Below are 22,811 nucleotides of genomic sequence, written 5' to 3' on the forward strand. Positions count from 1 at the left end.
CAAATCGATAGAAACAAGTTCTAGAGTGACTCCGCATATGAAAGCAGGAGATATGCCCAGGCGCCCTGACTTGGCGCGGTCCATCCGGTTATTCCGGGCGTTCCGCTCCGAGCAGGACGACCAGCAGGGCTACTACACGACCCTGGCGGCGGACACGGCCGCCCAGCTACGCCGGTACGTGGACCTCCGCGACCGGCTCGTCCTCGACGTGGGCGGCGGCCCCGGCTTCTTCGCCTCGGAGTTCCGCCGCCACGGCGCCCGCTGCGTGTGCGTGGACGTCGACGCGGGCGAGCTGACCGGCCAGGGCACGCCCGGCGGCGGACTGCTCGGCAGCGCCCTCGACCTGCCGCTGCGCACCTCCTCGGTCGACGTCTGCTTCTCCTCCAACGTGCTGGAGCACGTCCCCGAGCCGTGGCGGATGGCCGCCGAGATGGTCAGGGTGACCAGACCCGGCGGCCTGGTGTTCCTCGCGTACACCAACTGGCTCTCCCCTTGGGGCGGTCACGAGACCTCGCCCTGGCACTACCTGGGCGGCCACCGAGCCGCCCGGAGATACGAGAACACCCACGGCAAGGCGCCGAAGAACCGCTACGGCCAGAGCCTCTATCCCGTCTCCGTCGCCCAGGGCCTGCGCTGGGCCCGGAGCGAGCGGCGGGTGGACCTGGTCGACGCCTTCCCCCGCTACCTGCCCTGGTGGTACCGCCCGATGCTGCACGTCCCGATCGTCAGGGAGTTCGCAACGTGGAACCTGGTCCTGGTACTGAGAAAGCGTCCTTGAAGAGGGATGGCGCGCTCGACGGCATCCGCGCCCTGGCCGCGCTCGGCGTCTGGGTGCTGCACGTGGCCGGCAACACCGGCGTCATGTACCGCGAGGGCATGTTCGCCTGGATGACGACCCGGCTGGGCGTCGCGGTGCCGATCTTCTTCCTGCTCTCCGGCCTGCTGCTCTACCGGCCGTGGGTACGGGCCCTGCTGGAGGACTCCCCGGCGCCGCGTCCCGGCCTCTACCTCTGGCGCCGGGTGTTCCGTGTGATGCCGGCCTACTGGGTGGTCACGTTCCTGGCGCTGCTGGCGTGGAGCTCGATGGACTGGACCGGCTGGGCCAAGTGGCTGCTCCTGCTGCAGAACTACACCGAGCAGGACCGCGCCCCCGACGGGCTCTACCAGATGTGGACGATGCCCATCGAGATGGCGTTCTACCTGGTGCTGCCCCTGCTCGCCTGGCTGCTGCACCAGTGGGCGCGCCGCGGCAACCGGCCGGTGCGGCTGCTCGCCGGCATCGCCGTGCTGCCGGTGATCTCGGTGGCCAGTGTGATCGTCTCCCACGCGGCCGACGAGCCGGAGATGGCGCTCTGGCTGCCGCATCACCTGATCTACTTCGCCGCCGGGATGGCGATGGCCGTGCTGTCGGTGTGGCGCAAGGAGATCAAGGCCATCGACGCGCTGGCGCCGCAGCTGCTCGTGCTGGCGCTGCTGCTCTACGTGGTGCTGAGCACGGAGCTGGCCGGGCCGCGCACGCTGACGCTGCCGGACGTGGGCCAGTCGCTCTGGCGGATGGGCCTGGAGGCGTCGGTGGCGATCCTGCTGGTCGCGCCGTTCGCGCTGGCCCCCCGGCACGACTCGCTCCGGCACCGGGTGCTGGGCAACCCGGTCACCGCCTACCTGGGCCGGATCTCCTACAGCTTCTTCCTCTGGCACGCGCCGGTGATCACCCTCTACTACAAGGTGACCGGCACCCAGCCGTTCACCGGCGACTTCGTGCAGGTGGCGATCCTGACGTTCGTCGGCACGATGCTGGTGAGCGTCGCGAGCTACCACCTCATCGAGGAGAACGCGCTCAGACTGAGCCGGCGCGGGTCAGCACCTGCTCCGCCGCCGGACGCTCCCGCGGCGAAGGAGGCGGCGCCGGTGCGCTGACGAGCTGCCCGAACAGCACGCCCATGGCCGCGCAGGAGAAGAGCTGCGGCACGTGGTCGGTCAGCAGCTCCACGTCCACGCCGTAGTCGCGCAGCGCCATGGCCGCGGCCAGCGACACCGTCGCCCCGCCGAACAGCCAGGCGGCCACCCAGGGCACGGCCCGCCTCGGCAGTCGCGGCCACAGGACGACCACGACGCCGGCGAGCACCACGAGCATGCCCTGCCAGCCCGCCACCCAGGCGCCGAACCCCAGCCCCAGCACGATCACGTACGGCACCCGCCACCGGGACAGGCGGGCGGCGGCCGCCGGAGCGGTCTCCAGCACGTGCTCGGGCCGCGGGCCACGCATCACCAGGGCGAGCAGGACGAGCAGCGCGATCCCGGCCAGCCCGAGCCCGAGCGCCAGCCGGTAGGGCTTGTCCGGCCCGTACTCCATCCGCACGGTCCCCGAGGTGCCCGCGGGCAGCTCCCAGGCCTGCTTCCAGCCGTCGACCCGCACGGGCCGCAGGATCTGCCCTTCGACGGTGGCGTGCCAGCCCGCGTTGAAGTTCTCGTTGACGACGAGGAAGGAGTCCTGGCGGGCGGCCACGCGCACCTCGCGCAGCGCCGGGGTCCAGGTGCCGGGCAGCGCGGCGCCCTCCACCGGAACGGGCCGCTCGGGCACCGAGCCGACGACCAGGTTGGTGATCTCGAACGGGTCCCAGCCGGCCACCCGCACCCGGTTGTCGCCGCCGCCGAGCTCCGCCCGCGAACAGCCGGCGAACCGCACGGGCCGCTGCTCCAGCAGGTCGGAGTAGGTGCCGCTGACCTTGGTGCGGATGGTCTGGCCGTTGACCTGCAGCTGCGGCCCCTGGCCGCAGGAGAGCCGGAACGGGATGCCCTCCGGCCTGCTCGCCGGGCTGACGCCGGGCACGATCAGCTCGGTGACCTGGAGCCGCCTGGAGACGGGGTAGAAGCGCAGTTTGAGGGAGGACGTGGACATCGGCTGGAAGGCCAGGGTGCCGCCGGCGTCCGCCCGGCCGCTGCGCACCTGGCCCTTGTCGCCCATCACCACGAGGTCGAGCGGCTGCTTGTCGCCTCCGGGGCGGGCCACCTGGAGCCGGGAGACGGCCCGCTTGCCCTTCCAGCGGATCGTGAGCGTGGGCTCGGCGTCGGAGGGCGAGGGCACCCAGGTGGTGGACGCGTCGGCGTCGAATGCCGACCGGGGCGCCACCACGGGCTCCTTGTTCACCTGGGACGAGCCCTCGACCCTGGTCACGTCGGCGCTGAGCCGGGTGTAGCGGTCGACCAGCTCGGCGTCGCGGAGCACGGCGGTGCCCTGGACCGCGGCCGTGCGCTCCTCCTCGACGGTGAAGGTCCGGTCGAAGCCGGCGCCCTCCTCGCCCGGTCGGGCCAGCAGCGGGTTGCAGATCCAGCGGGCCGGGTCGCGCATGCACTCGGGGCGCGCGTCCAGGCCGGTGTCCATCACGTAGACGTCGCCGCCCTGTCCGGGCAGCCGGATGGTGCGGCTCGGGATGATCCCGGGGATCGCGATCTCGGTGATGCCGACCCGCTGCACGAAGCTCCAGCGCTGGTTGTACGTCTCCACGACCTCGATCTTCAGCCAGCTCGTCGGGCCGGGCGGCGTGCGCAGGGTCTGGGGGGTGTTGGTCTGCGCGACCTGCTGCACCAGCCGGCCGCCCTCGGTCACCACGGCCACCCGTTTGATCGACTGGCCGAGCAGCACGTTGTTGGTGAACGTCGCCTGGAAGGACGGGATCTCGCGCTCCTGGGGCAGGTCGATGCGGAGCCACTCGCCCTCGGGCCGCTTCCAGCCGCCGCTCTCCCAGGTGGTCTCGAAGTCGCCGTCCATGGCCGCCCACGGGCTGCGGCCGGTGGCGCTGAGGCCGGGGATCGCGCCGGCGTCGGCGACCGAGGAGGAGGCGGTGATGGCCGAGATGCCGCCGTACTCGGCGGTGGCGGTCTCCTCCAGCCAGCCGTTCTCCAGCAGGTCCAGCGCTCTGACGCCGGTGAAGTCGTCGCGCCGGTCGGCGGTCAGGGTGGGAGTCCAGTTGGACCTGATCTCGCCGAACTGCCGCTCGCGCAGCCTCAGCGCGTCGCTCGCGACGACCGGCACCTCCTGCCGGCCGGCGTCGCCGTTCACCAGCACCGGACCGTCGCCCAGCAGGCCGAGGTCGCCCATCGTGAGCAGCGAGTCGGGGCCGCCGCGCACCCGCAGCGCCTCGGCTCCGGGCCGCACGTCGACCAGCTCCGAGCTGCCCGACACCTCGTACAGCTCCAGCGCGGGGAACGGCCAGTCCACGGACTCGATCACGTCGTCGGTGACGCTGTCGCCCACCTCGCCGCCGAATGAGCGGATCTTGGTGATGCCGGGCGACTCGCGGAGCGTCTCGTAGATCCTGGTCGGCCAGGCGCCCTGCAGGTTGGCCCTGATCAGGTCGTTCCTGACGACCAGGTAGCGCACGCCCATCCGGCGCAGCACCTCGGTCAGGCCCGCTGAGCCGTGGCCGGCGGTGAGCCGCTGGTCGATGGCGTCGAGCAGCCTGGTCAGGCCCACGGACCCGGCGGCGGTGACCTGCCTGGCCGTCCAGCGGGCCTGGAGCAGCGGCTGCGTGGGATCGTCGAGCGGCCGGCCCCACAGATACTCGCCGAACTTGGCGCCGGGCACGACCAGCACGCCGTCGTCGCCGGCGTTCTCGTTGATCCAGGCGGCGGCCTCCTTCCAGTAGAGGGGCACCTCCTTGAAGGAGCCGGGGGCCGCCAGGCCCTGGTTGAAGACGGGCAGCACGAGCCCGGCGAAGGCCACCAGCGCCACCGCCCGCACGCGCAGCCGGGCCCCGGCCAGCAGGTGGACCAGCCCGAAAGCGAGCGCGAGGCGTACGAGCGGGTCGAACTTGCGCAGGTTGCGCAGCGGCGCGAGCGGCCCGTCGAGCAGCCAGCGCACCGGCTCGGCGACGACCGGCTCCAGCGCGCTCATGTGCCCGGCGACCAGCGCGGCCACGCCCACCACGAACACCGTGATCAGGAAACCCTTGGCGGGCAGGTCGCGCCGGGCCAGACCGGCCAGGCCGAGCGCGGCGAGCAGCCCGGTGATCACGACCATCGCGGCCGAGGTGGCGATCGCGTAGCCGGCCGGCTGGTCGTTCACCCCGCCGACGGTCAGGAAGCGCACCCAGTCGGACGCGCCGCGCAGCACGTTCGTCAGCGAGGTGACCTGCGTGGTGGTGGAGGCCGTCTCGGTGTAGGGCAGGAAGGAGAACGCGTAACGGCCGACGAGCAGCAGCGGCAGCCACCAGAACAGCGTGGCCACCGAGACGGCGCCCGTCCACCAGCCGAGCATCCGCCAGCGCGGCACCGGGCTGGGCCGGGTGAGGATGTAGATCACCGGGGCGACCAGCACCGCCAGCACCGCGACGGCGTTCACGCCGCCGCAGAGCGCCACGGCCAGGCCCGACCGGATCGCGCCTCTGGCCCGCTGGCCGGTCTCCGACGCGGTGAGCAGCGGGATCAGGATCCACGGCAGCATCGCGGCGGGCAGCCACTCGATCGAGATCTCGCCGAGGATGGACAGCGCGCGGGGCGCCAGCGCGTACGCCAGCGCGCCGACGACGCGGGTGCCGGGCGTGCCGATGCCGAGCTGCCTGGCCAGCCGCTCCACGCCGAGGAACGCCACGCACAGCAGCAACGTCAGCCAGAGCCGCTGCGTCACCCAGGGCGCGATGCCGACCAGGTCGCCGAGGGCGAAGAACGGGCCCATCGGGAACAGGTAGCCGGCGGCCTGGTTCTGCAGCTGGCCGAAGTGCTGCAGGTCCCACAGGTGGGCGGCGCGCTCCAGCCAGCCGACCGGGTTGAGCGCCAGGTCGATCTTGGTGTCGGAGATGATCTGGCCGGGGACCGTGGTGAACGACAGCACCGCGAACCCCAGGCAGCAGATCACCAGCCAGAGCCGGTGCCGGGCCTTGGCGCTCACGCCTTCCTCGCGGACGCCTCCCCCGCGACCTCCTCCTTCGCGACCTCCTCCTTCGCGGACGCCTCCTTCGCGGACGCCTCCCCCGTGCGCGCCTCCGCCGCTCAGGGCTCGCTCGCTCACGACTCCTCCCAGACGGGCTCCACGGCGTGGCCCCGCATCAGCCGGGCCATGCGTTCGGCGCTGCGGTCCCAGCAGAACCTCGCCGCCCACTGCCGGCTTCTGTCTCCGTACGGGTCGGCGGGGGCGGCCTCCTCCAGCTCCTCCAGGGCCGCCGCGATGCCCTTGGCCAGGTCGGTGCCCTCGGGGAGCAGCCAGCCGGTCCGGCCGTGCCGTACCGCGTCCCTGAGTCCGTCGACGTCGAAGGCGACCGTCGGGACGCCGAGCGCGGCGGCCTCCAGCACGCACAGCCCCCAGCCCTCACCCTGCGAGGTGCTCACCTGCAGCCAGGCGGAGGCGATGAGACGTTCCTTGTCGTCCTCGGACAGGTAGCCGTGCATGGTGACGCCCTCCGGCAGCCGGGCGCGCAGGCGGTCCTCCTCGGGACCCCGGCCGATGACGTCCACGGTCAGGCCCGGCCAGCGTTTCCTCAGCTCTCCGACGGCGTCGAGCAGCAGGTCGACGCGTTTGTGCGCGACGAGCCGGCCCACGCACACGAGTCGAGGCACCCCACTTCTCCCGATATTTCGTGATCCATTGATGCTTACGCCGTTGGGGACGATATGAATCGGCCCCCGCCACCCGAGCCGCTCCCGCATGGCGTTGACCGTCGAGGGCGACACGGCCACGCTCACCTGCCCGCGGTAGGTCCACCGCGAGACCGGCCCCTCCAGGAACCGCCCGACCGCCGCCAGCCAGCGCGGCAGGTGCACCTCGAACTGCCGGTCGTGCACGTGGTGCACCACGCAGAAGATCCGCACGCGGCGGGGCAGCACCCAGGGCGTGAAGAACGGGATGCCGTTCTGGCAGTCGAGCACCACGTCGAACAGCGAGCGACGGAGCAGCAGCCAGCCGAGCACCAGGGGATAGACGGTGAACGGGCCGCCCATCCGGGCGATCCGTACCCCGTCCCGCTTGTCCTTGGCGGGCTGGCCGGGGCCCCGGGCCGTGACGAAGCAGACCCGGTGGCCCGACGCGGCGAAGCGCCGGGCCATCTCCCAGGCGTAGGTCTCGGCGCCTCCGGCGGCGGGATGCCACGGATCGCGCCAGTTGACGACGGCGATGTTCACGAAACTCCGGCTCACGGATATCCGACGGAGTCCAGCGGCTGGTCCCAGGCGGGCCGGGGGCCGGCACGCGGTTCGGTGCGCAGGGTCAGCCAGATCCGGCCGAGTTCGAGCAGGATGCCCGCGCTGTGCCGGGTCGGCGAGAAGCGCGAGCCCGGCATGTCCCGCCACTGCACCGGGATCTCCAGCACCTTGGCGCCGAGTTCCGCGCACCGCGCGAGCAGCTCGACGTCGAAGGCGAACCCGGGAGTGCGCAACCGGGGCGCCACCTGACGGGCGAGTGCGCCGTCGAAGAACTTGAAGCCGCACTGGGTGTCGTTCACCCCGCGCACGAGCACCCTGGCCAGCGAGCGGAAGCCGACGGCGCCCAGCTCACGCACCCGGCTGTGCCGGTTCTCCACGTCGGAGCAGGTGTGCGCGCGCGAGCCCACGACCACGCGCTCCCCGGACAGGAGCAGGCCGAAGGCGACGTCGATGGCGTCGAGGTCGGTGGCCATGTCGGCGTCACAGAACCCCACGAAAGGCGCGTGAGTCTCAAGCAACCCGGCACGTACGGCGGCGCCCTTGCCGGGAACCGGACACTGGATCAGCCGGACCGGGACCGTGCCCTCAGGCCAGGCTCTGACGATCTCGGCGGTGGCGTCCGTGCTGTTGTTGTCGACGACGATGACGGCGGTCGGGAACGGCATGCGGGCAAGCTTCGCGCACAGCTGCAGGAGCCCCCCGGGGAGTCGTCCTTCCTCGTTGTACGCCGGAACGACGATCTCGAGCAGTGGTGGTCGGCTCGTCCTCTCGTCCCCTCGGAGGGAGGGCGGCATGACGACTCGGGTTACCGGTCGCCGTAGTTGTAGAGCGGCTGATTGACCGGTGTGGCCGTGGCGCCGGTAAAGGAGACGGTGGTGACCGTCGCCACGAGCGTAGCCACGGCGACACCGATGATCGCTGCTAAGAGGATCTTGATCACTTGGGGGGTTCCTCCTCGGACACGGCAGTGGTGACCGTCACAAACCTAGAACCTATTCTTGCTACTCGGAAGTAGCTAAACGAAATCTTAATAAACCCACTGATCAAATACCCTATTCGGACGTACCCTGCCCAAGCGCGCGGTCCAGTCGGTACAGCCGCAGGTCAACACCGTCCACCACCAGCGTCGCGTCACGGAGCCACCCCTCGAATACCCGGCGCTCGTCCGGGGTTCCCGCATCGACGACCACGTACCGAAATCCGGCCCGGAGCAGGTTCGGTGAAGGTTCTACTAGTACGCGTTCTACCTGGCGGGCCCGTCCGTCCTCACTTCCGACGACCATCGAACCGACCCGTACGGTGTCGTTGGAGACGACGTCGCGACCGGGGACGGCGAAGAACCGCTGGGCCGGGTCCAGCACCGCCCGGTGGCCGTTCCACGGAAAGCGCCGGTAGGACTCGAACGGCAGCACCAGGATGTCGCCCGGCTCGCCGTCCCGCCGGATGAGCTCGCGCGCGGCCGTCCAGTCGGCGGGATAACTCACGGCCCGCAGCGCCCCGGCCGCGCCCCACGCCAGGGTGGGCAGCACGGCGAGGGGCACCAGCACCATGACGCCCGCCCACACCGGGGCACGGCGGGCCACCGAAGCGGCCGAAGCGGCCGAGGCGGTCAGCAGCCCGAGGCCGACGGCCGCCAGCAGCGCCAGCGGAGCGACGAACTGCTGGGCGTCCCGGAACACCGCGAACCCGCCCCACACCCCGATCAGCCAGGTGAGCAGCGCCCGTCCCGGCTCGGTCACCCCCAGGCAGGCGATCGCGAACCCCACCGCCGCCGCCACCGCGAGCCCCCTCCGGTACGCCACCCGCCCCAGGACGGCGAAACCGGCGATCCCCGCCACGGCCAGCGCCAGCCTGGCCACCGCACCCGGCAGCGTGTCGTAGCCCGCCGGAACGGCGTGGGAGTTCCAGATCCCGCCGAGCGAGAGCAGACTCCCCACGGCCCCGAACGGCCCGTCGGCCCTGGCGGCGAACGCCTCCACGCCGACCCCGTCGCCCGTCACCCCGTCGGGGCGGAGCGCCGCGACCAGCAGCCAGGGCAGGCTGAACGCCACCACGATCGCCCCCGTCCGGAGCGTCCCCGCCCACCTCCGCGTGCCGGTGAGCGCCAGCGGGAGGGCCGTCAGCGCGGTGATCGTCATCGCCGCGAACCCGCCCACCGCCGCCGGCAGGATCGCCACGGCCTGCCGCCGGCCCGAGACCACCGCGCCCACCACCCAGGGCAGTCCCGCGTAGCCCAGCAGCAGCGCCCACTGCCCCATCAGCAGACGCTCGGCCACGTACGGGTTCCACACGTAGAACGCCCCCGCGACCAGCCGGGGCGCCAGGGACTCCGACGGCACCAGCAGCGCGGCCCCCGAGCAGCCCAGCACGAAGATTCCGAGCAGGATCGCCTTCTGCACCAGCTCCCCCGGGATCACCCAGGAGAGGGCGGTGACCACCGCGTCGCTGGGCACCACCCGCGGCGCGCCCCCGGCCAGGCCGAAGGTGAACCGCGAGAAGGCCGGGTCCGGGACGAAGACCATGTCCTGCGCCAGCACGAACCCCCAGCCCAGAGCCGGGCCGAGGGCGAGGCAGCCGAGTGCGAGACCGAGCAGGGCGGCCATCGGCCCGGCGCGGGTCGTGTACGGCATCCCGCTATGACATCACAACCACACAACGGGCATTCCGTATAAATCATCCCGTGGCTACTCTTCCGGATGGGGAGGGCGGGGTGGCGACGAGCGAGGTGACGGTGGCGGCCCGGCCATGGGCGCGCTCGGACGCCGTGCTGGCCACGGCCATCACGATGATCGCCGTCCAGCTGGTGTGGAAGTTCGGCCTGGTGCAGCGGACCTACTTCCGCCAGGACGACTTCACCTTCATCGCCCGCGGCCTGGAACACGGGCTCACCTGGGACTACCTGATGCGGGTGGACTACGGGCACCTGGTGCCCGGGCCGTTCGCCATCCAGTGGATGATGGGCCGGCTCGGCGTCTACAACGACATGCTCGCCCACACCATCACGATCAGCCTGCTGGGCGCGGCCGGCCTGGCGCTGTTGCGGCTGCTCTGGGTGCTGTTCGGCGCCCGGCCGGCGATCCTCGTGCCGCTCGGCTTCTACCTGCTCACGCCGCTGACGATCTCGTCGCTGTCGTGGTGGGCGGTGGTGATCGAGACGCTGCCGTTCCAGATCGCGCTGCCGATGGCGCTGAGCTCGCACATCCTCTACAACCGGACCGCCCGCTTCCGGCACGCGGTCGCCGCCGCGGCCTGGGTCGTCCTCGCCATGCTGTTCTTCGTCAAGGCCCCCTTCATCCCGGTGCTGGCCTTCGTGCTGACCCTGGGCTGGTTTCCGCGGGCCGCGCGCAAGCCGGTCTGGCTGCTCTACCTCGCCGTGATCGCGGTCTACGCCGTGATCTTCTTCCGCCAGCTGTTCACGTCCGTGCAGCTCACCAACGACACGGTACGGCCGGGGCTGCCGGACCCGGCGATCGCCGCCGGCTTCGCCTGGAACCTGCTGACCGACTCCCTGGTGCCCGCGGCCCTCGGCGGCCCGTGGCAGTGGCGGCCGATCGGCGACGACTACGCCATCGCCGCGACGCCGCCCGTGATGGCCTGGGTGAGCCTGGCCGTCGTGGCGGCCGTGGTCACCGTCTCCGTGCTCTACCGGCGGCGGGCCTGGCTGGCCTGGGCCGCGCTGCTCGCCTACTTCGTGCTCGCCGACGTGGTGCCCGTCATGATCGGACGCATCGAGGAGCTCGGTCCCGACCTGGGCGGCTCCGAGCTGCGCTACGTCTCCCCCACGGCCACCGTGCTGGCGATCGTCCTCGGGCTGGCCTTCATCCCGCTGCGCGGCGAGGAACGGCCCTGGCGGCGCCCGGCGGCGCCCCGGCTGAGGTACGCGTGGGTCCCGCTGGGCGTCGCGTTCGCGGCAGGCTCGGTGTGGTCGGTCACCGCGTACGCGCGCCTGCCGCTCGGCGAGCACGTCAAGAGCTACGTGGAGACAGGCCGGCTGGCGCTCAAGCGGGCCGGGGCGAACGCCGTCATCCTCGACACGCACGTCCCCGCCAAGGTCGTCTACCCGATCTTCTTCTACGACTACGCGCGGGTCTCCAAGGTGCTCGGCCCGATCGCGCCGTACCCGGTGACCTGGGCCCGGCAGCTGACCGGCCCGGTGCGCAACCCGCTCGTCTTCGACCCACAGGGCCGCCTGCGTCCGGTGGACATCGTGGGCGTGACGATCCCGCAGAGCGCCGGCTGCGTGCCGGTCGCGGGCCGGGAGGTGGTCTTCCGCCTCCCGGCGACGCTGCCCGAGGGTGAGTGGACGGCGCAGGTCGGCTACCTCAACCCGACGCCCACCAGCCTCGCCGTACGGCTGGGCGGCGGGCAGGCCGTCGTCCCGGCGGGCAAGGACTTCGGCTGGACGTTCGCCCCTGTCAAGGGCGGCGGGGCCGAGCTGACGATCCGCACGGTGGACGGCCGCCCGGCGTGCATCGGGCAGATCAAGGTGGGCGTCCCGCGTCCCGCCAAGTCGGGCACGCCCAGCCCGCTGCAGCCCGTCACCCGCTGACCCCCGGGCCTCTCATCCTCGCGGGCACCAACGTGACCCGTCCCAGCGGGGACGCCTGCCCGACGAGCCTGGTCCCGACCGAGGATCGAGGCTCCAGGACCTGTCCAGCGCAAGGCAGGTCAGCGGCGGGGTAGCACGCCCAGGAGGGTTGCGGTCAGGGCCAGCTAGCCGTCCAGCAGCGGCTGCGGGCCGTCTCCGAAGACCTCACCGGGGTGAAGTTCCCTGTAGTTCAGTCCAAGCAGAACTCGTTTCCGTCCGGATCGGCGATCACGATGTAGCCCGCGCTGGTAGGAGGCGCGGGGCTCATCGCGGCGCGAGCGGGTGGCGCCGATACCGAAGAGGCGCTCGCACTCCGCTTCGAGGGCGGCCGTCCGCTCGTCGCCGTGATCTCCGGGCGATGGCGAGCCTGCTCGGAGATCTCGTTCGTTCGCCGGGCGAGGAGCCCGTGCCGGGAGTGATGACATCGGCAGAGGGCTCAGCGGCTTCGATGACTTACCCTCCTTGGTCGTGGCATCGGATCATCAGGCAAGTTGTTCGGTTTGCTTTTCTTGGCTGAAGCGAACAAGGCAGATGGATTTTGTTCGGTACAGTTATATCGACTCAGCCGAACAAAATCACGGGAGCGTCGGTGTCAGGACCGGGCAGGCCATCCAGGGCGACTGTGTATCAGCGCCTCGACGAGGCCGTTCGAGAACTCCGTGACCGCTTGGGCGGACTGCCTTCGCCCGATGAGGCGGAGGACATCTGGTCTGACATCTGGCACCAGGAGGCTCACAACAGCACTGCGATCGAGGGCAACACACTCGTGTTGCAAGAGGTGGAGAAGCTCCTCGAGGAGGGGCGGGCGGTGGGTGCGAAACCGCTCAGGGACTACATGGAGGTGAGGGGGTACGGCGACGCCGCGAAGTGGGTGTACGGGCAGGCGCTGGAGCCGGGAGACTGGCAGAACGGAGAGCTCATCACGCTCCAGGAGGTTCGTCAGATACACCACACCGCCATGTCGCTCGTGTGGGCTGTGGAGCCTCACTCGCATGCCACCCCCGCCGAAGGCCCGGGAAACTTCCGGCAGCACGAGATCGCCAAGTTCCCGGGAGGCATGAAGCCGCCGCCATGGCCGGAAGTCGACCCCCGGATGCGGGACTGGGTAAAGGCGGTCGATGACCTTCGCGGCGAGTCCGAGGAACCCCTCCCCGAACGCTTGGCTCACGTTCATAACCGGTTCGAACAAGTGCACCCGTTCCTCGACGGCAACGGACGGACAGGCCGTTTGGTGCTCAACTTGATACTTTGCAGAATTGGATATCCGCCAGCGATCATCTACAAGCGCGACCGCGACAAGTATCTTCAGGCGATGCGCCGAGCCGACAATGACGAGTTCGGCCCGTTGGGCGAACTCATCGCACGCAGCGTGACGACGAATCTTTACCGCTTCGTCATGCCGGCGGTGGCCGGCTCGGTCAAGCTTGTCCCTCTACCTGCTCTCGCGACGCGCGACGTCACCGAAAACGCCCTTCGGGTGGCTGCCGCACGGGGACGGCTTCGTGCGGTCAAGGGCGACGACGGCATGTGGCGTAGCAGCGAGAAGTGGGTGAACGACTACCTCAAGTCGAGGCACCGCAGGTCGTGACGCGTCTTCCGTAGGTGAAAGGCGGCCTGGCGCTGGGGGGATGAGCTGGAGGCGGCCCAGCGCGGTGAGGATCGGTCGTCCGCGGATCAGCATCTCGGCGGCGTCGGCCTGGCCGGGCGTCAAGGTGGTCAGCAGGGCGTACCCTCGTACGCGGCAGGCCGCTCCTGGCGGCGGCAGCCGTACCGGCCGTCCGGGTCACCGCCGAGTGGGTCATGAACCTCGCCGGACCGCATGGCGCTTGGTGGAGCCTGGCGTACACGCAGGCCGATTTCCTGCCCGTGCTGCAGACCGCCTCGGTCACCGGGGTCTGGGGCATCACCTTCCTCCTGTTGTTCGTGCCCGCCTCGATCGCGGTCCTGCGGCCACGCGCGGCGGTGGTCTCGGGCGTGCTGGTCGCGCTCACGCTCGGCCATGGTTTCGTACGGCTCGCGACGCCCGCCGACACCGGAGGGCGGAAGGTCGCGCTGGTCGCGACCGACAACTCCGAGGATCTCGTCCGCCGGTACGGCGAGGCCGTCGACGCCGCGGTGGCCCGCGGCGCGGAGATCGTGGTGCTGCCCGAGAAGGTTTTCACGACCGCCGACCTGCCGTTCGCCCGCCCGGGGGTGGAGGTGATCGCGGGGATCGCCATGGAGACCAACAGCGCGGTCGGCTACCCCTCCGGGGTGCGCTACGACAAGCACCACATGATCCCCGGGGTGGAGCGCACGTTCCAGCCCGGCACCAGCTTGGCCTTCCTGGACGGCGACCGGCTCGGCCTCATCATCTGTAAGGACCTCGACTTCCCTGGCCTGGTCAGGGAGTACGGCAAGGCCGGCGCCGCCGCCCTGCTCGCGCCCGCTTGGGACTTCGACGAGGACGCGTGGCTGCACAGCCGCATGGCGGTGGTGCGCGGTGTGGAGAACGGCCTGGCGGTGGCCCGTGCCGCACGCCAGGGATGGGTGACGGTCAGCGACAGCCGCGGCCGGATCGTGACCGAGCGCTACAGCGACAGAACGGGCATGACCACGGTCACGGCCACCCTGCCTCGGCAGGGCTCAGCCACCCTCTACATCGCCCTGGGCGACTGGGCCGCGTGGGCCTCGACCGGGCTCCTGCTGCTCGCGCTCGGTGCGCTGGCCCTAAGAAATCGTCCAGCTGAGCGAGAGCCAGACCGGCGGAACCACGACTCGCTCTGAGGTCGCCCTCGACTCCAGCCGCTCTCCGGCTCTCGTGTCGTTCGGGTATGAGCGAGCAGGGAAACTGGCGCGAACTCAGGGATCGCCGAATGTCCGAGCCGAGGGCGGCCGAGGCCTATGAAGCCACGCGGATCGCCTACGAGCTGGGCAAGACAGTTCGGGCGGGATCATCCCCACCTTGCCGGTTCTGGAACGCCTTGCACGCGCGCTGGACGCGGATGTCGAGGTCCGCCTGACACCGAAGGCCCCAGCCGCTTGAAAAGCCTCTGGGTGACCATCCGAGTGGGGCGCCGGCCAGACTGGCCTGGTCCCCGCCGGGGATGGAGCCCACCCTTCGCGGAGACCGTCCTTGGGGTACATGAATATCGATTCCGGCACGTGGCCACTAGGACTTGCGTAAGCTGCAAGCTATGTTTCAGTTTATGAAACAGCCGCCGTCTGTCCTGCTTCCTTTGCTGCGTTCTCCCTTTCAGGGGGAGCTCCTGGCCTGGCTCTTTCTCCATCCCGACGAGGAGTACGCGCAGGTTGAGCTAGCCAGGAGATTCAGTGTCTCGGCCTCGACCGTGACGCGCGAAGTTGATCGTCTCGCCGCGGCGGGCCTGGTTGCCGAGCGGAGATTCGGCAATCTGCGGATGATCCGCGCGGACACCGACACGGTCGTGGCTCGACCGCTGACCGAGTTGCTCGCTCTGACGTACGGGCCGGTGGCCGTGCTCGGTGAACACCTGTCTGAGGTCGCCGCCGTCGAGGAGGCGTACATCTACGGCTCCTGGGCCGCACGCTACTCGGGAGAGCCCGGCCGGGTGCCGAACGATGTGGATGTCCTGGTTGTCGGTGCTGTCGATGAAGACGATCTCTACGACGCCGCCAGGGCCGCGGAACGGCGACTCGGCAGGGAGGTGAACATGCGCCGGCTGAGCCGCGATGTCTGGGAGTCCTCAGGCGGCGATCCCTTCCTGGAAACGGTCAGGTCCCGGCCACTCGTACGACTCAAGATTGAAAAGAGGGATGTTCGGTGAGATGGGAACAAGGACGTGCCACTCTTGAGGGCATGCTGGGCCGATGCGTCGACGGCGGAATGAGGCGGAATATCCGCGTCTGGGGTCACCTCAATTCGACGCCGACGATGTTCGGGCCGACATGGCCAAGGTCGAGGCGATCATGGAGATCTCGGCGAAAGTGATTGATCAGATGCAGCCTTTCTGACGATGGTTTGGCTGCCCCCTCGGAGGAAGTGCCGCCACAGGCTGTACCTCGAAACGGGCTGGTCACCGCGGGATCGCTGGGACCACCGTGCCGTACCCCATGGGGCCGGACGATGTCCCGTGGGGGGCCGGGCGGTGGCCCGGCCCCCGCCGCTCACTTGCCCGGTTCGGGATCCCGGGGCAGGCCGAGCATGCGCTCGCCGATGATGTTCAGCTGCACCTCGGTGGTGCCGCCGTAGATGGTCATCGCCCGGGTCGCCAGGACGGCCCGGTTCCAGTAGCCGGCGTCGCCGAGCTTCACGTCCGCCGCCACCACGGCCGAGGCGCCGAGCAGGTCGACCGCGGTCTCGGAGACGTGCTGGGCGTGCGAGGTGGACAGCAGCTTGCGCACCGAGGCGTCGGCGCCCGGCTCCGCCCCGGCGAGCTGCTTGAGCGTCACCCGCAGCGACAGCGCGTTGATCGAGTGGCCCTCGCAGACCACCTCGGCCACCTGCCGCGCCTCGACCGGGGTGAGCTCGCGGCCGAGCCGGCCGATCAGCCCGAGCAGGTCGGGCACCGAGGACCCGGTGCCGCCGGAGCCGGACGAGAGCGAGACGCGCTCGTTGGACAGCGTGTTGCGGGCCACCTTCCAGCCGTCGCCGACCTGGCCCACGACCAGCTCGTCGGGCACGAACACGTCGTCGAGGAAGACCTCGTTGAACAGGTTCTCGCCGGTCATCTCGGTCAGCGGCCGGACCGTCACGCCGGGCCCCTTCATGTCCACGAGGAAGTAGGTGATGCCCTCGTGCTTGGAGCCCTCGGAGGAGTTGCGGGCGATGCAGATGCCCCACTCGGCGAAGTGCGCGACGGAGGTCCAGATCTTCTGACCGTTGAGCTTCCAGCCGCCCTCGACCCGCTCCGCCTTCATCTGCAGGGACGCCAGGTCGGACCCGGCGCCGGGCTCGGAGAACAGCTGGCACCACATCATCTCGCCGCTGAGCGTCTTGGGCAGGAAGCGCTCCTGCTGCTCCGGCGTGCCGTAGCTGACCAGCGACGGCACCACCCAGGCACCGATGATCATCGCCGGCAGCTTCACCTTGGCCGCCTTGAGCTCCTGCGCGATCAGCACCTGCTCCAGCGGCTTGGCGCCACGGCCCCACGGCGCGGGCAGGTGGGGCATGACGAAGCCCTGCGCGGCCAGGGCCCGCTTCTGCTCCTTGCCCTCCAGGGTGGCGATCTGCGCGATCTCCGCGCGGATCGACTCGCGCCGGGCCTCGGCGTCCTCGGGCAGCTCGATCTCCATCTCGCGGGTGACGCCCTGCAGGGCGAGCGCGGCGACCGAGGCCGCCCACTCGGCCGAGGAGCCGAGCAGGGCGCGGATGGTGAGCGCGCGGCGGTAGTAGAGGTGCGCCTCGTGCTCGTAGGTGTAGCCGATGCCGCCGAACGTCTGGATCGCGTCCTTGGCGCACTGGACGGCCGCGTCGGGGGCCATCACCCCGGCGATCGCGGCGGCGTACTCCAGCTCACGTCCCTCGGCCCGGGTGGCGTCCCACACCGTGGCACGGGCCTGCTCCAGCGCGACGAGCATCCGCGACAGCTTGTGCTTGATCCCCTGGAACTGGCCGATCGGCCGGCCGAACTGGACGCGTATCTTGGCGTAGTCGGCGGCGGCGGTGACGCACCACGAGGCGAGCCCCGCGGCCTCGGCCCCGAGCAGGATGGCGGCCAGGTTGAGCACGTCGGGGCCCTCGACCCCGTCGAGCACGCGGTCGGCCGGCACGGTCACGTCCGACAGCTCGACCTTCGCCACCGACCTGGTCAGGTCCAGCGACTTCACGGACGTGACGGTCGCGGCGGAGGCGTCGAGCGCGATCCACTCCTCGCCGTCGGCGGTGGAGACCGGGAGCACGAGCACGCCGGCCTGGGAGGCGCCCAGCACGGGCTCCGCCGTGCCGGAGACCACGAGTGAGCCGTCGGCGGCGCGGGTGCCACTGAGCGCGCCCGTCAGCGCGACCGCGCCGGTCACCGTGCCGTCGGCGAGACCGGACAGCAGGTCGTGACGCTTGGAGGCGTGGATCACCGCGCTCGCGAGGACCGTCGGCACGTACGGCCCCGGCGCCATCCGCTCGGCCAGCGCCTCGATGGCGACCGCCGCCTCCAGCAGCCCGTAGCCGGAGCCGCCGGCCTCCTCGGGCAGGTGCAGGCCGAGCAGCCCCTGCTCGGCGAGCCCCGACCAGAAGGGCGGGCGCTCGTCAGTCGCGGAGCGCAGCAGCTCGGCGGGAATGTTCCGGTCGGCCCAGCCGCGCACCGATTCGCGGAGCGCCTCGTGCTCCTCGCTCAATCCGATCGCCATCGCGCATCCTCCAAGCAGGTCCAGTTCTTGCCAGAACCATATTCTAGAGGACGCTTCTAGCCTAGAGCGGGCGAACGCGGGTCGCGAGGGTGTTCAGATCCCGCCAGTGGGATCTGCCGCTCTGCGGGATCGAGGCGAGCAGCATCGCCGGCTTCGTCTTGCCGACCTCGACCACCGACACCAGCGCCTGCGCCGACTGACGCTTGCCGGACAGGGTGTAGGTGACCCGGTAGGCGAGGGTCCAGCCCTTACCGACGGGGACCTTCTGCGACCCCGTCCAGGCCAGCGTGGCGCCGGCCGGATACTGCGAGCGCAGCGTCCACCGGGCGGCGCGGGCCGCGATCTCCCGGTAGTCGGCGTCGGTCGACGGCTTGGTCTCCGGGGCCTCGGCCGGGAACATGGCCGAGGCGATCACCGTGTGCGGCACCGCCACCTTGCCGACCCGCTGCGCGACGGTGAACGGCGGGAACGACCTGGCCGTCCAGGGGTCGCCGAGCCGCGGATAGCTGATGCCGTTCTTGGTGTCGTTGATGATGCCGGTGACCACCGAGGCCGTGCCGGGCAGGTCGGCGAAGACCTTCGCCTTGGGCACCGGGGGCAGCGCGACCTCACTGACCGTCGGGGACGGCGTGGCCGAGGCGGAGGCGGAGGGGGTGACGCTGCCGGGGACCGGCGCGACGGGGACCACCCGCGCGGACTGCTCGTCCTTGCCCGGCACGTCGCCCGAGAACAGCGTGAAGATCAGCAACACCGCCGCCACCGTCGCGAGGATGGCGCCGATCAGGTAGACGACCCGGATCGGGATGTCCCCGATGCGCGCCGCCAGACCCCGCTTGGGCGGAGGAGGCGGCGGGGGGACTGGTCGGGGAGCCGGCGGCCGTCGGATCTGGACCGTCTCCTCGGCGGGAAGAACGATCTTCCGGAACGGGGTGGTGGGAGAGTCATGCTCGTTTCCTTGGTCTCCAACGTCCGCCATGGCCATGAGGCTACGTCACCAGGGAGAAGGATTTTTCCGCTATTCCCACGGCAGAATGTAATTCTGTATGGTCGCGGTCATGCGCGGTTTCTACGAGATTGCGGCCGGCGACCCCGGACGCCCCGCCCTGCTCGGCGACGACGCCATGACCTACGGCGAGCTGCTCTCCCTGGTCAACCGGACCTCACACGGCCTCGTCGCGCGCGGCGTGCGGCCCGGCGACCCGGTCGTGACCGTGCTGAAGAACGGCCCCGACGCCCTGACCATGATGCTGGCCGGCTACCAGGTGGGCGCCTACCTCGTACCGGTCAACTGGCATTTCACCGCCGAGGAGATCGACTACATCGTGGCCGACTGCGGCGCCGGGACGGTCGTCGCCCCCGGCGCGCTCACGGTCGCCGAGCTCGCGGACGGGCAGCCCGACGGCCCGCCCGAGCACCGGCGGGCCGGCTCGATGATGCTCTACACCTCCGGCACCACCGGCCGCCCCAAGGGGGTGCGCCGGCGGCTGCTCGACCTCACGCCCGAGGAGCTCCACCCCATCCTGACGCGCAAGAGCTGGCGGCACTTCGGGCTGCCGCCCGGCGGCGTGCACCTGGTGTGCTCGCAGCTCTACCACTCCGCCCCGTACGGCCAGGCCATGATGGCGCTGCAGCTCGGGCACGCGATCGTGGCCCCCGAGAGGTTCGACGCGGCCGAGACACTGCGGCTGATCGAGCGGCACCGGGTGACGAACGCCTTCATGGTGCCGACCATGTTCCACCGGCTGCTCGCGGTGCCCGATCGGGAGTCGTACGACCTGTCGTCGCTCACGCACCTCTACCACGGCGCCGCCCCCTGCCCGCCCGCGACCAAGCAGGCGATGATCGACTGGCTCGGGCCCGTCCTGTGGGAGTACTACGGCTCCACCGAGGCGGCCATCGCCACCATGGTCTCCTCCGAGGAATGGCTGGACAGACCGGGCACGGTCGGGCGGGCGCTGGACGGGATGGCCTTCACGATCGTCGGCGACGACGGTCAGGAGGTGCCCCCGGGAGAGCCCGGCCTCGTCTACATCGGCGGCGTCAACCGCTTCGAGTACCACGGCGACCCGGCCAAGACCGCGGCCTCCATGCGGGGGCGCGCCTACACGCCCGGCGACATCGGCTACCTCGACGAGGACGGCTACCTGTTCCTGCTCGACCGCCGGACCGACCTGATCATCTCGGGCGGGGTCAACATCTATCCCGCCGAGATCGAGGCCGCGCTGATGGAACATCCCGCGGTCACGGACGTCGCGGTGATCGGCGTGCCGGATCCCGAATGGGGGCAGTCGGTGGTCGCGCTCGTCCAGCCCGCCCCCGGAGCACCCGGAACCGACGCGCTCACCGCCGAACTGCTCCGCCACTGCGCGCCCCGCCTGGCCAAACTCAAACACCCACGGGTCATCGAGTTTCGCGACACCCTGCCCCGAACCCCCACCGGCAAGCTGAGCCGGAGGGACGTACGCGAGGCGTATCTTTCACGCTGAGCTGGGCAGATATCCTCGCATGAGGAAGATCGTCGCGGGCATCGCCGCCGCTGTGCTGCTCACCGGCTGCGCGTCCGGCGTCCCGGCCAGCATCGCCTCCCCCTCACCCGGCGCCACCACACCGGCCGCCACCCCGAGCGCCACCGTCTCGCGACATGAGCTGGAAGCCGCCTACGAGCAGGTCATCCACGACGTGCTGCCGTCGATCGTGCAGATCACCACGAAGGTGGGGCTCGGCTCCGGCATCGTGTACGACACGAAGGGCCACATCATCACCAACGCGCACGTGGTCGGCGAGGCGACGCGGATGACGGTGACACTGGCCACCGGCGGCACCGAACGCGAAGCCAAGCTGGTCAAGAGCTTCGCCCCCGGCGACCTGGCGGTCATCAAGGTCGACGACACGAAGGGGCTGACCCCGGCCAGGTTCGGCGACTCCGCCAAGCTCCGGGTCGGCCAGGTCGTGCTCGCCATGGGCAACCCACTGGGCCTGTCGGGCAGCGTGACCAACGGCATCGTCTCGGCCCTCGGCCGCACGGTGAGCGAGCCGGAGGAGCCCGGCTCGCCCGGCGCGACGATCGCGAACGCGATCCAGACCTCGGCCGCGATCAACCCGGGCAACAGCGGCGGCGCCCTGGTCGACCTGGCCGGTCAGGTCATCGGCATCCCGACGCTGTCGGCCGTCGACCCCAACCTGAGCGGCGGCGCGGCCAACGGCATCGGTTTCGCCATCCCGAGCAACACGGCCACGGACATCGCCGAACAGATCGTCCGCGACGGCAAGGTCACCAACACGCACCGGGCCGCCCTCGGCATCAGGGGCAGCACGATCGTCGGCCGAACCGGCAACCCCGCCGGCGTCGGCGTGATCTCGGTCGAGGCCGGCAGCGGCGCCAAGAAGGCCGGGATCAAGCCGGGAGACGTGATCCTCTCCATCGACGGCCAGGAGACGCGCACCATGGCCCAGCTGTCCGAATACCTGACCACCCGCAAGCCCGGCCAGCAGGTCAAGGTCGAGGTGCTGCTCCCCAGCGGCGACACCGAGACGGTCACCGCCACCCTGGGCGAGCTGCCCGGCGAGTGAGCCGCTCACTGCTCGACGTTGTAGACGATCTCCACCCGGCGGTTCCGCTCGCGGTTGGCCGGCACCGGCTTGCCCTCGACGACGTTCGGCAGCCTGGGGCGGCTCTCGCCGTACCCCTTGGCCTGGAGGGTCACGTCCGCGCCGGTCAGCAGGCCGCGCATGACCCGCTCGACCGCCTGTGCCCGGCGCTGCGACAGCGTGGCGTTGTACGCGTCGGCGCCCTGGTCGTCGGTGTGCCCCTCGATCTTCACGACACCGCCCGCGCCCTCGGTGTCGACCTTGGCGGCCACCTCCTTGAGGCGCTGCCTGGCCTTGGCGGTCAGCACCCACTTGTCCAGCGCGAACAGCACGTCGCTGGTGAGCGCGACCGTGACCTGGGCGCCCTGCTTGGTCTCGCTCTCCGAACCGTCCAGCGACTCGACCGCGCCGATGACGTCCTCGATGGGGAAGACCAGGTCCTCGACGACGCCCGTCGCGTCGGACGGCGCGGTGGGCGGGGCGGTGGGCGGGGCGGTGGGCGGGGCGGTGGGCGGCGAGGTGGGTGCCATGCTCAGCGAGGTGGTCAGGGCGATGGCGGCGGCGCTAAGAGATCGGAACATCGGTCAGCACACCCAGCATGGGCATCTCAATGTTGATCTTCGTGATGTCGGCCGGCGGCGCCGCGAAGACCGCGTAGAGGGTGGACGCCTCGCCGTCCTTCAGGAACTGCCCCTGGGTGCCGGAGCAGACGCACTTGGCCTCGCTGCCGCTGCCGTTGCGGGCGACGCGATAGCGCTTGGCGTTGACCGGGTCGATCAGGGAGACGGCCGCCACCGAGTAGTCGAAGACCCCGGTGCCCAGACCGTTGTGCACGTTGACGGAGCCCTTGACGGAGGTGATGGTCCAGTTGAGGCTGACGGTCCGGCCCTGTCGCTTGAGCGCCGTGATGTCGACGCGCGCCGTGCCGGACTGGCCACCCGACGACGCCTTGGCCTCCAGGGTCGCGATCACCTGGCCGCCCTGTGGCGGCGCGCTCTGCTGCTCGGCCGGGGCGGACGCGCTCTCCGCGGGCCGGCCGTCCGCGGCCGTGGACGGGGTGTCCTCCTTGGCCGCCGTCTGCTGGGCCTGCTTCTCCTCGCCGCCGCCGCCCGGCTGCCCCGGTAGCATCCCGCACCCGGTCAACGCGATGGCCGCGACGGCCAGCGCGATCGTTTTCCGCATCTTCGATCACCTTTGT

General features: G+C 70.8%; 18 protein-coding genes and 1 pseudogene. 10 read left to right on the forward strand and 9 right to left on the reverse strand.

Going from position 1 to position 22,811, the window contains the following annotated elements; translation table 11 throughout:
- Window positions 1-52 precede the first annotated feature (52 nt).
- Both IEY82_RS15245 and IEY82_RS15250 read left to right on the forward strand, forming a co-directional pair.
- On the forward strand, window positions 53-778 hold the full coding sequence (locus IEY82_RS15245) for a class I SAM-dependent methyltransferase (protein ID WP_229697591.1): 726 nt from the start codon (window positions 53-55) through the stop codon (window positions 776-778).
- Window positions 775-1,917 (forward strand): acyltransferase family protein, encoded by a 1,143-nt coding sequence (locus IEY82_RS15250; RefSeq protein ID WP_189124758.1) that lies wholly within the window; start codon window positions 775-777, stop codon window positions 1,915-1,917. Before IEY82_RS15245 ends, IEY82_RS15250 begins: the two co-directional genes overlap by 4 nt.
- Here the strand turns inward: IEY82_RS15250 and IEY82_RS15255 are convergent.
- From IEY82_RS15255 to IEY82_RS15270, 5 genes are all read right to left on the reverse strand, one after another.
- Complete coding sequence (locus tag IEY82_RS15255; RefSeq protein ID WP_189124759.1) at window positions 1,838-5,887, reverse strand: alpha-(1->3)-arabinofuranosyltransferase domain-containing protein; 4,050 nt, start codon at window positions 5,885-5,887, stop codon at window positions 1,838-1,840. The genes IEY82_RS15250 and IEY82_RS15255 overlap by 80 nt on opposite strands.
- Window positions 5,888-6,003: 116 nt before the next feature.
- Entirely contained in the window at window positions 6,004-7,113 is a 1,110-nt protein-coding gene (locus IEY82_RS15260) for a glycosyltransferase family 4 protein (protein ID WP_189124760.1), read from the reverse strand.
- Window positions 7,114-7,124: 11 nt separating this feature from the next.
- Window positions 7,125-7,928 (reverse strand): glycosyltransferase, encoded by an 804-nt coding sequence (locus tag IEY82_RS15265; protein ID WP_189124761.1) that lies wholly within the window; start codon window positions 7,926-7,928, stop codon window positions 7,125-7,127.
- 11 nt (window positions 7,929-7,939) lie between these two features.
- Complete coding sequence (locus IEY82_RS39890; protein WP_263647871.1) at window positions 7,940-8,074, reverse strand: hypothetical protein; 135 nt, start codon at window positions 8,072-8,074, stop codon at window positions 7,940-7,942.
- 112 nt (window positions 8,075-8,186) lie between these two features.
- On the reverse strand, window positions 8,187-9,764 hold the full coding sequence (locus tag IEY82_RS15270) for an MmpA family trehalose lipid delivery protein (RefSeq protein WP_189124762.1): 1,578 nt from the start codon (window positions 9,762-9,764) through the stop codon (window positions 8,187-8,189).
- Window positions 9,765-9,814: 50 nt separating this feature from the next.
- On the opposite strand from IEY82_RS15270, the gene IEY82_RS15275 reads away from it, so the two are divergent.
- The 6 genes and pseudogenes from IEY82_RS15275 to IEY82_RS15295 all read left to right on the forward strand — a co-directional run bounded on the left by IEY82_RS15275 (window position 9,815) and on the right by IEY82_RS15295 (window position 15,694).
- A complete protein-coding gene (locus IEY82_RS15275; RefSeq protein WP_189124763.1) occupies window positions 9,815-11,683 on the forward strand; it encodes a hypothetical protein in 1,869 nt (622 codons plus the stop codon).
- A 661-nt stretch (window positions 11,684-12,344) separates the two neighbouring features.
- Entirely contained in the window at window positions 12,345-13,310 is a 966-nt protein-coding gene (locus IEY82_RS15280) for a Fic family protein (protein ID WP_189124764.1), read from the forward strand.
- Between the two features lie 149 nt (window positions 13,311-13,459).
- Window positions 13,460-13,636, forward strand: a pseudogene (locus IEY82_RS39895) (hypothetical protein); the annotation flags it as partial.
- Window positions 13,637-13,696: 60 nt separating this feature from the next.
- Complete coding sequence (locus IEY82_RS39900) at window positions 13,697-14,488, forward strand: nitrilase-related carbon-nitrogen hydrolase (RefSeq protein ID WP_373291464.1); 792 nt, start codon at window positions 13,697-13,699, stop codon at window positions 14,486-14,488.
- 422 nt (window positions 14,489-14,910) lie between these two features.
- Window positions 14,911-15,507, forward strand: a complete 597-nt coding sequence (locus IEY82_RS15290; protein ID WP_189124766.1) for a winged helix-turn-helix domain-containing protein — start codon at window positions 14,911-14,913, stop codon at window positions 15,505-15,507.
- Between the two features lie 43 nt (window positions 15,508-15,550).
- Window positions 15,551-15,694, forward strand: coding sequence for a hypothetical protein (locus IEY82_RS15295; protein WP_189124767.1), 144 nt, complete (start codon window positions 15,551-15,553; stop codon window positions 15,692-15,694).
- A 153-nt stretch (window positions 15,695-15,847) separates the two neighbouring features.
- On the opposite strand, the gene IEY82_RS15300 is transcribed toward IEY82_RS15295, so the two are convergent.
- Together IEY82_RS15300 and IEY82_RS15305 are read right to left on the reverse strand one after the other, a co-directional pair.
- Window positions 15,848-18,025, reverse strand: a complete 2,178-nt coding sequence (locus tag IEY82_RS15300) for an acyl-CoA dehydrogenase family protein (protein WP_189124768.1) — start codon at window positions 18,023-18,025, stop codon at window positions 15,848-15,850.
- 61 nt (window positions 18,026-18,086) lie between these two features.
- A complete protein-coding gene (locus IEY82_RS15305) occupies window positions 18,087-19,001 on the reverse strand; it encodes a hypothetical protein (protein ID WP_189124769.1) in 915 nt (304 codons plus the stop codon).
- Between the two features lie 79 nt (window positions 19,002-19,080).
- Here IEY82_RS15305 and IEY82_RS15310 point away from each other — a divergent pair, with 79 nt between their 5' ends.
- Both IEY82_RS15310 and IEY82_RS15315 read left to right on the forward strand, forming a co-directional pair.
- Window positions 19,081-20,511, forward strand: a complete 1,431-nt coding sequence (locus IEY82_RS15310) for an AMP-binding protein (protein WP_189124770.1) — start codon at window positions 19,081-19,083, stop codon at window positions 20,509-20,511.
- Window positions 20,512-20,530: 19 nt separating this feature from the next.
- Window positions 20,531-21,595 (forward strand): S1C family serine protease, encoded by a 1,065-nt coding sequence (locus IEY82_RS15315; protein ID WP_189124771.1) that lies wholly within the window; start codon window positions 20,531-20,533, stop codon window positions 21,593-21,595.
- Between the two features lie 5 nt (window positions 21,596-21,600).
- On the opposite strand, the gene IEY82_RS15320 is transcribed toward IEY82_RS15315, so the two are convergent.
- Together IEY82_RS15320 and IEY82_RS15325 are read right to left on the reverse strand one after the other, a co-directional pair.
- A complete protein-coding gene (locus IEY82_RS15320) occupies window positions 21,601-22,194 on the reverse strand; it encodes an OmpA family protein (RefSeq protein WP_225262711.1) in 594 nt (197 codons plus the stop codon).
- Window positions 22,178-22,795, reverse strand: coding sequence for a hypothetical protein (locus IEY82_RS15325; protein WP_189124772.1), 618 nt, complete (start codon window positions 22,793-22,795; stop codon window positions 22,178-22,180). The genes IEY82_RS15320 and IEY82_RS15325 overlap by 17 nt, the downstream gene beginning before the upstream one ends.
- Window positions 22,796-22,811: the final 16 nt, after the last annotated feature.

This window comes from Nonomuraea cavernae (genome assembly GCF_014646355.1).
GTDB classification, from domain to species: domain Bacteria; phylum Actinomycetota; class Actinomycetes; order Streptosporangiales; family Streptosporangiaceae; genus Nonomuraea; species Nonomuraea cavernae.

Coding starts and splice junctions, on each gene's coding strand:
- IEY82_RS15245 (WP_229697591.1), top strand. CDS start 53: ATGCCCAGGCGCCCTGACTTGGCGCGGTCCATCCGGTTATTCCGGGCG.
- IEY82_RS15265 (WP_189124761.1), bottom strand. CDS start 7,928: ATGCCGCCCTCCCTCCGAGGGGACGAGAGGACGAGCCGACCACCACTG.
- IEY82_RS15270 (WP_189124762.1), bottom strand. CDS start 9,764: ATGCCGTACACGACCCGCGCCGGGCCGATGGCCGCCCTGCTCGGTCTC.
- IEY82_RS15290 (WP_189124766.1), top strand. CDS start 14,911: ATGAAACAGCCGCCGTCTGTCCTGCTTCCTTTGCTGCGTTCTCCCTTT.
- IEY82_RS15295 (WP_189124767.1), top strand. CDS start 15,551: ATGCGTCGACGGCGGAATGAGGCGGAATATCCGCGTCTGGGGTCACCT.
- IEY82_RS15300 (WP_189124768.1), bottom strand. CDS start 18,025: ATGGCGATCGGATTGAGCGAGGAGCACGAGGCGCTCCGCGAATCGGTG.
- IEY82_RS15305 (WP_189124769.1), bottom strand. CDS start 19,001: ATGGCGGACGTTGGAGACCAAGGAAACGAGCATGACTCTCCCACCACC.
- IEY82_RS15310 (WP_189124770.1), top strand. CDS start 19,081: ATGCGCGGTTTCTACGAGATTGCGGCCGGCGACCCCGGACGCCCCGCC.
- IEY82_RS15315 (WP_189124771.1), top strand. CDS start 20,531: ATGAGGAAGATCGTCGCGGGCATCGCCGCCGCTGTGCTGCTCACCGGC.
- IEY82_RS15320 (WP_225262711.1), bottom strand. CDS start 22,194: ATGTTCCGATCTCTTAGCGCCGCCGCCATCGCCCTGACCACCTCGCTG.
- IEY82_RS15325 (WP_189124772.1), bottom strand. CDS start 22,795: ATGCGGAAAACGATCGCGCTGGCCGTCGCGGCCATCGCGTTGACCGGG.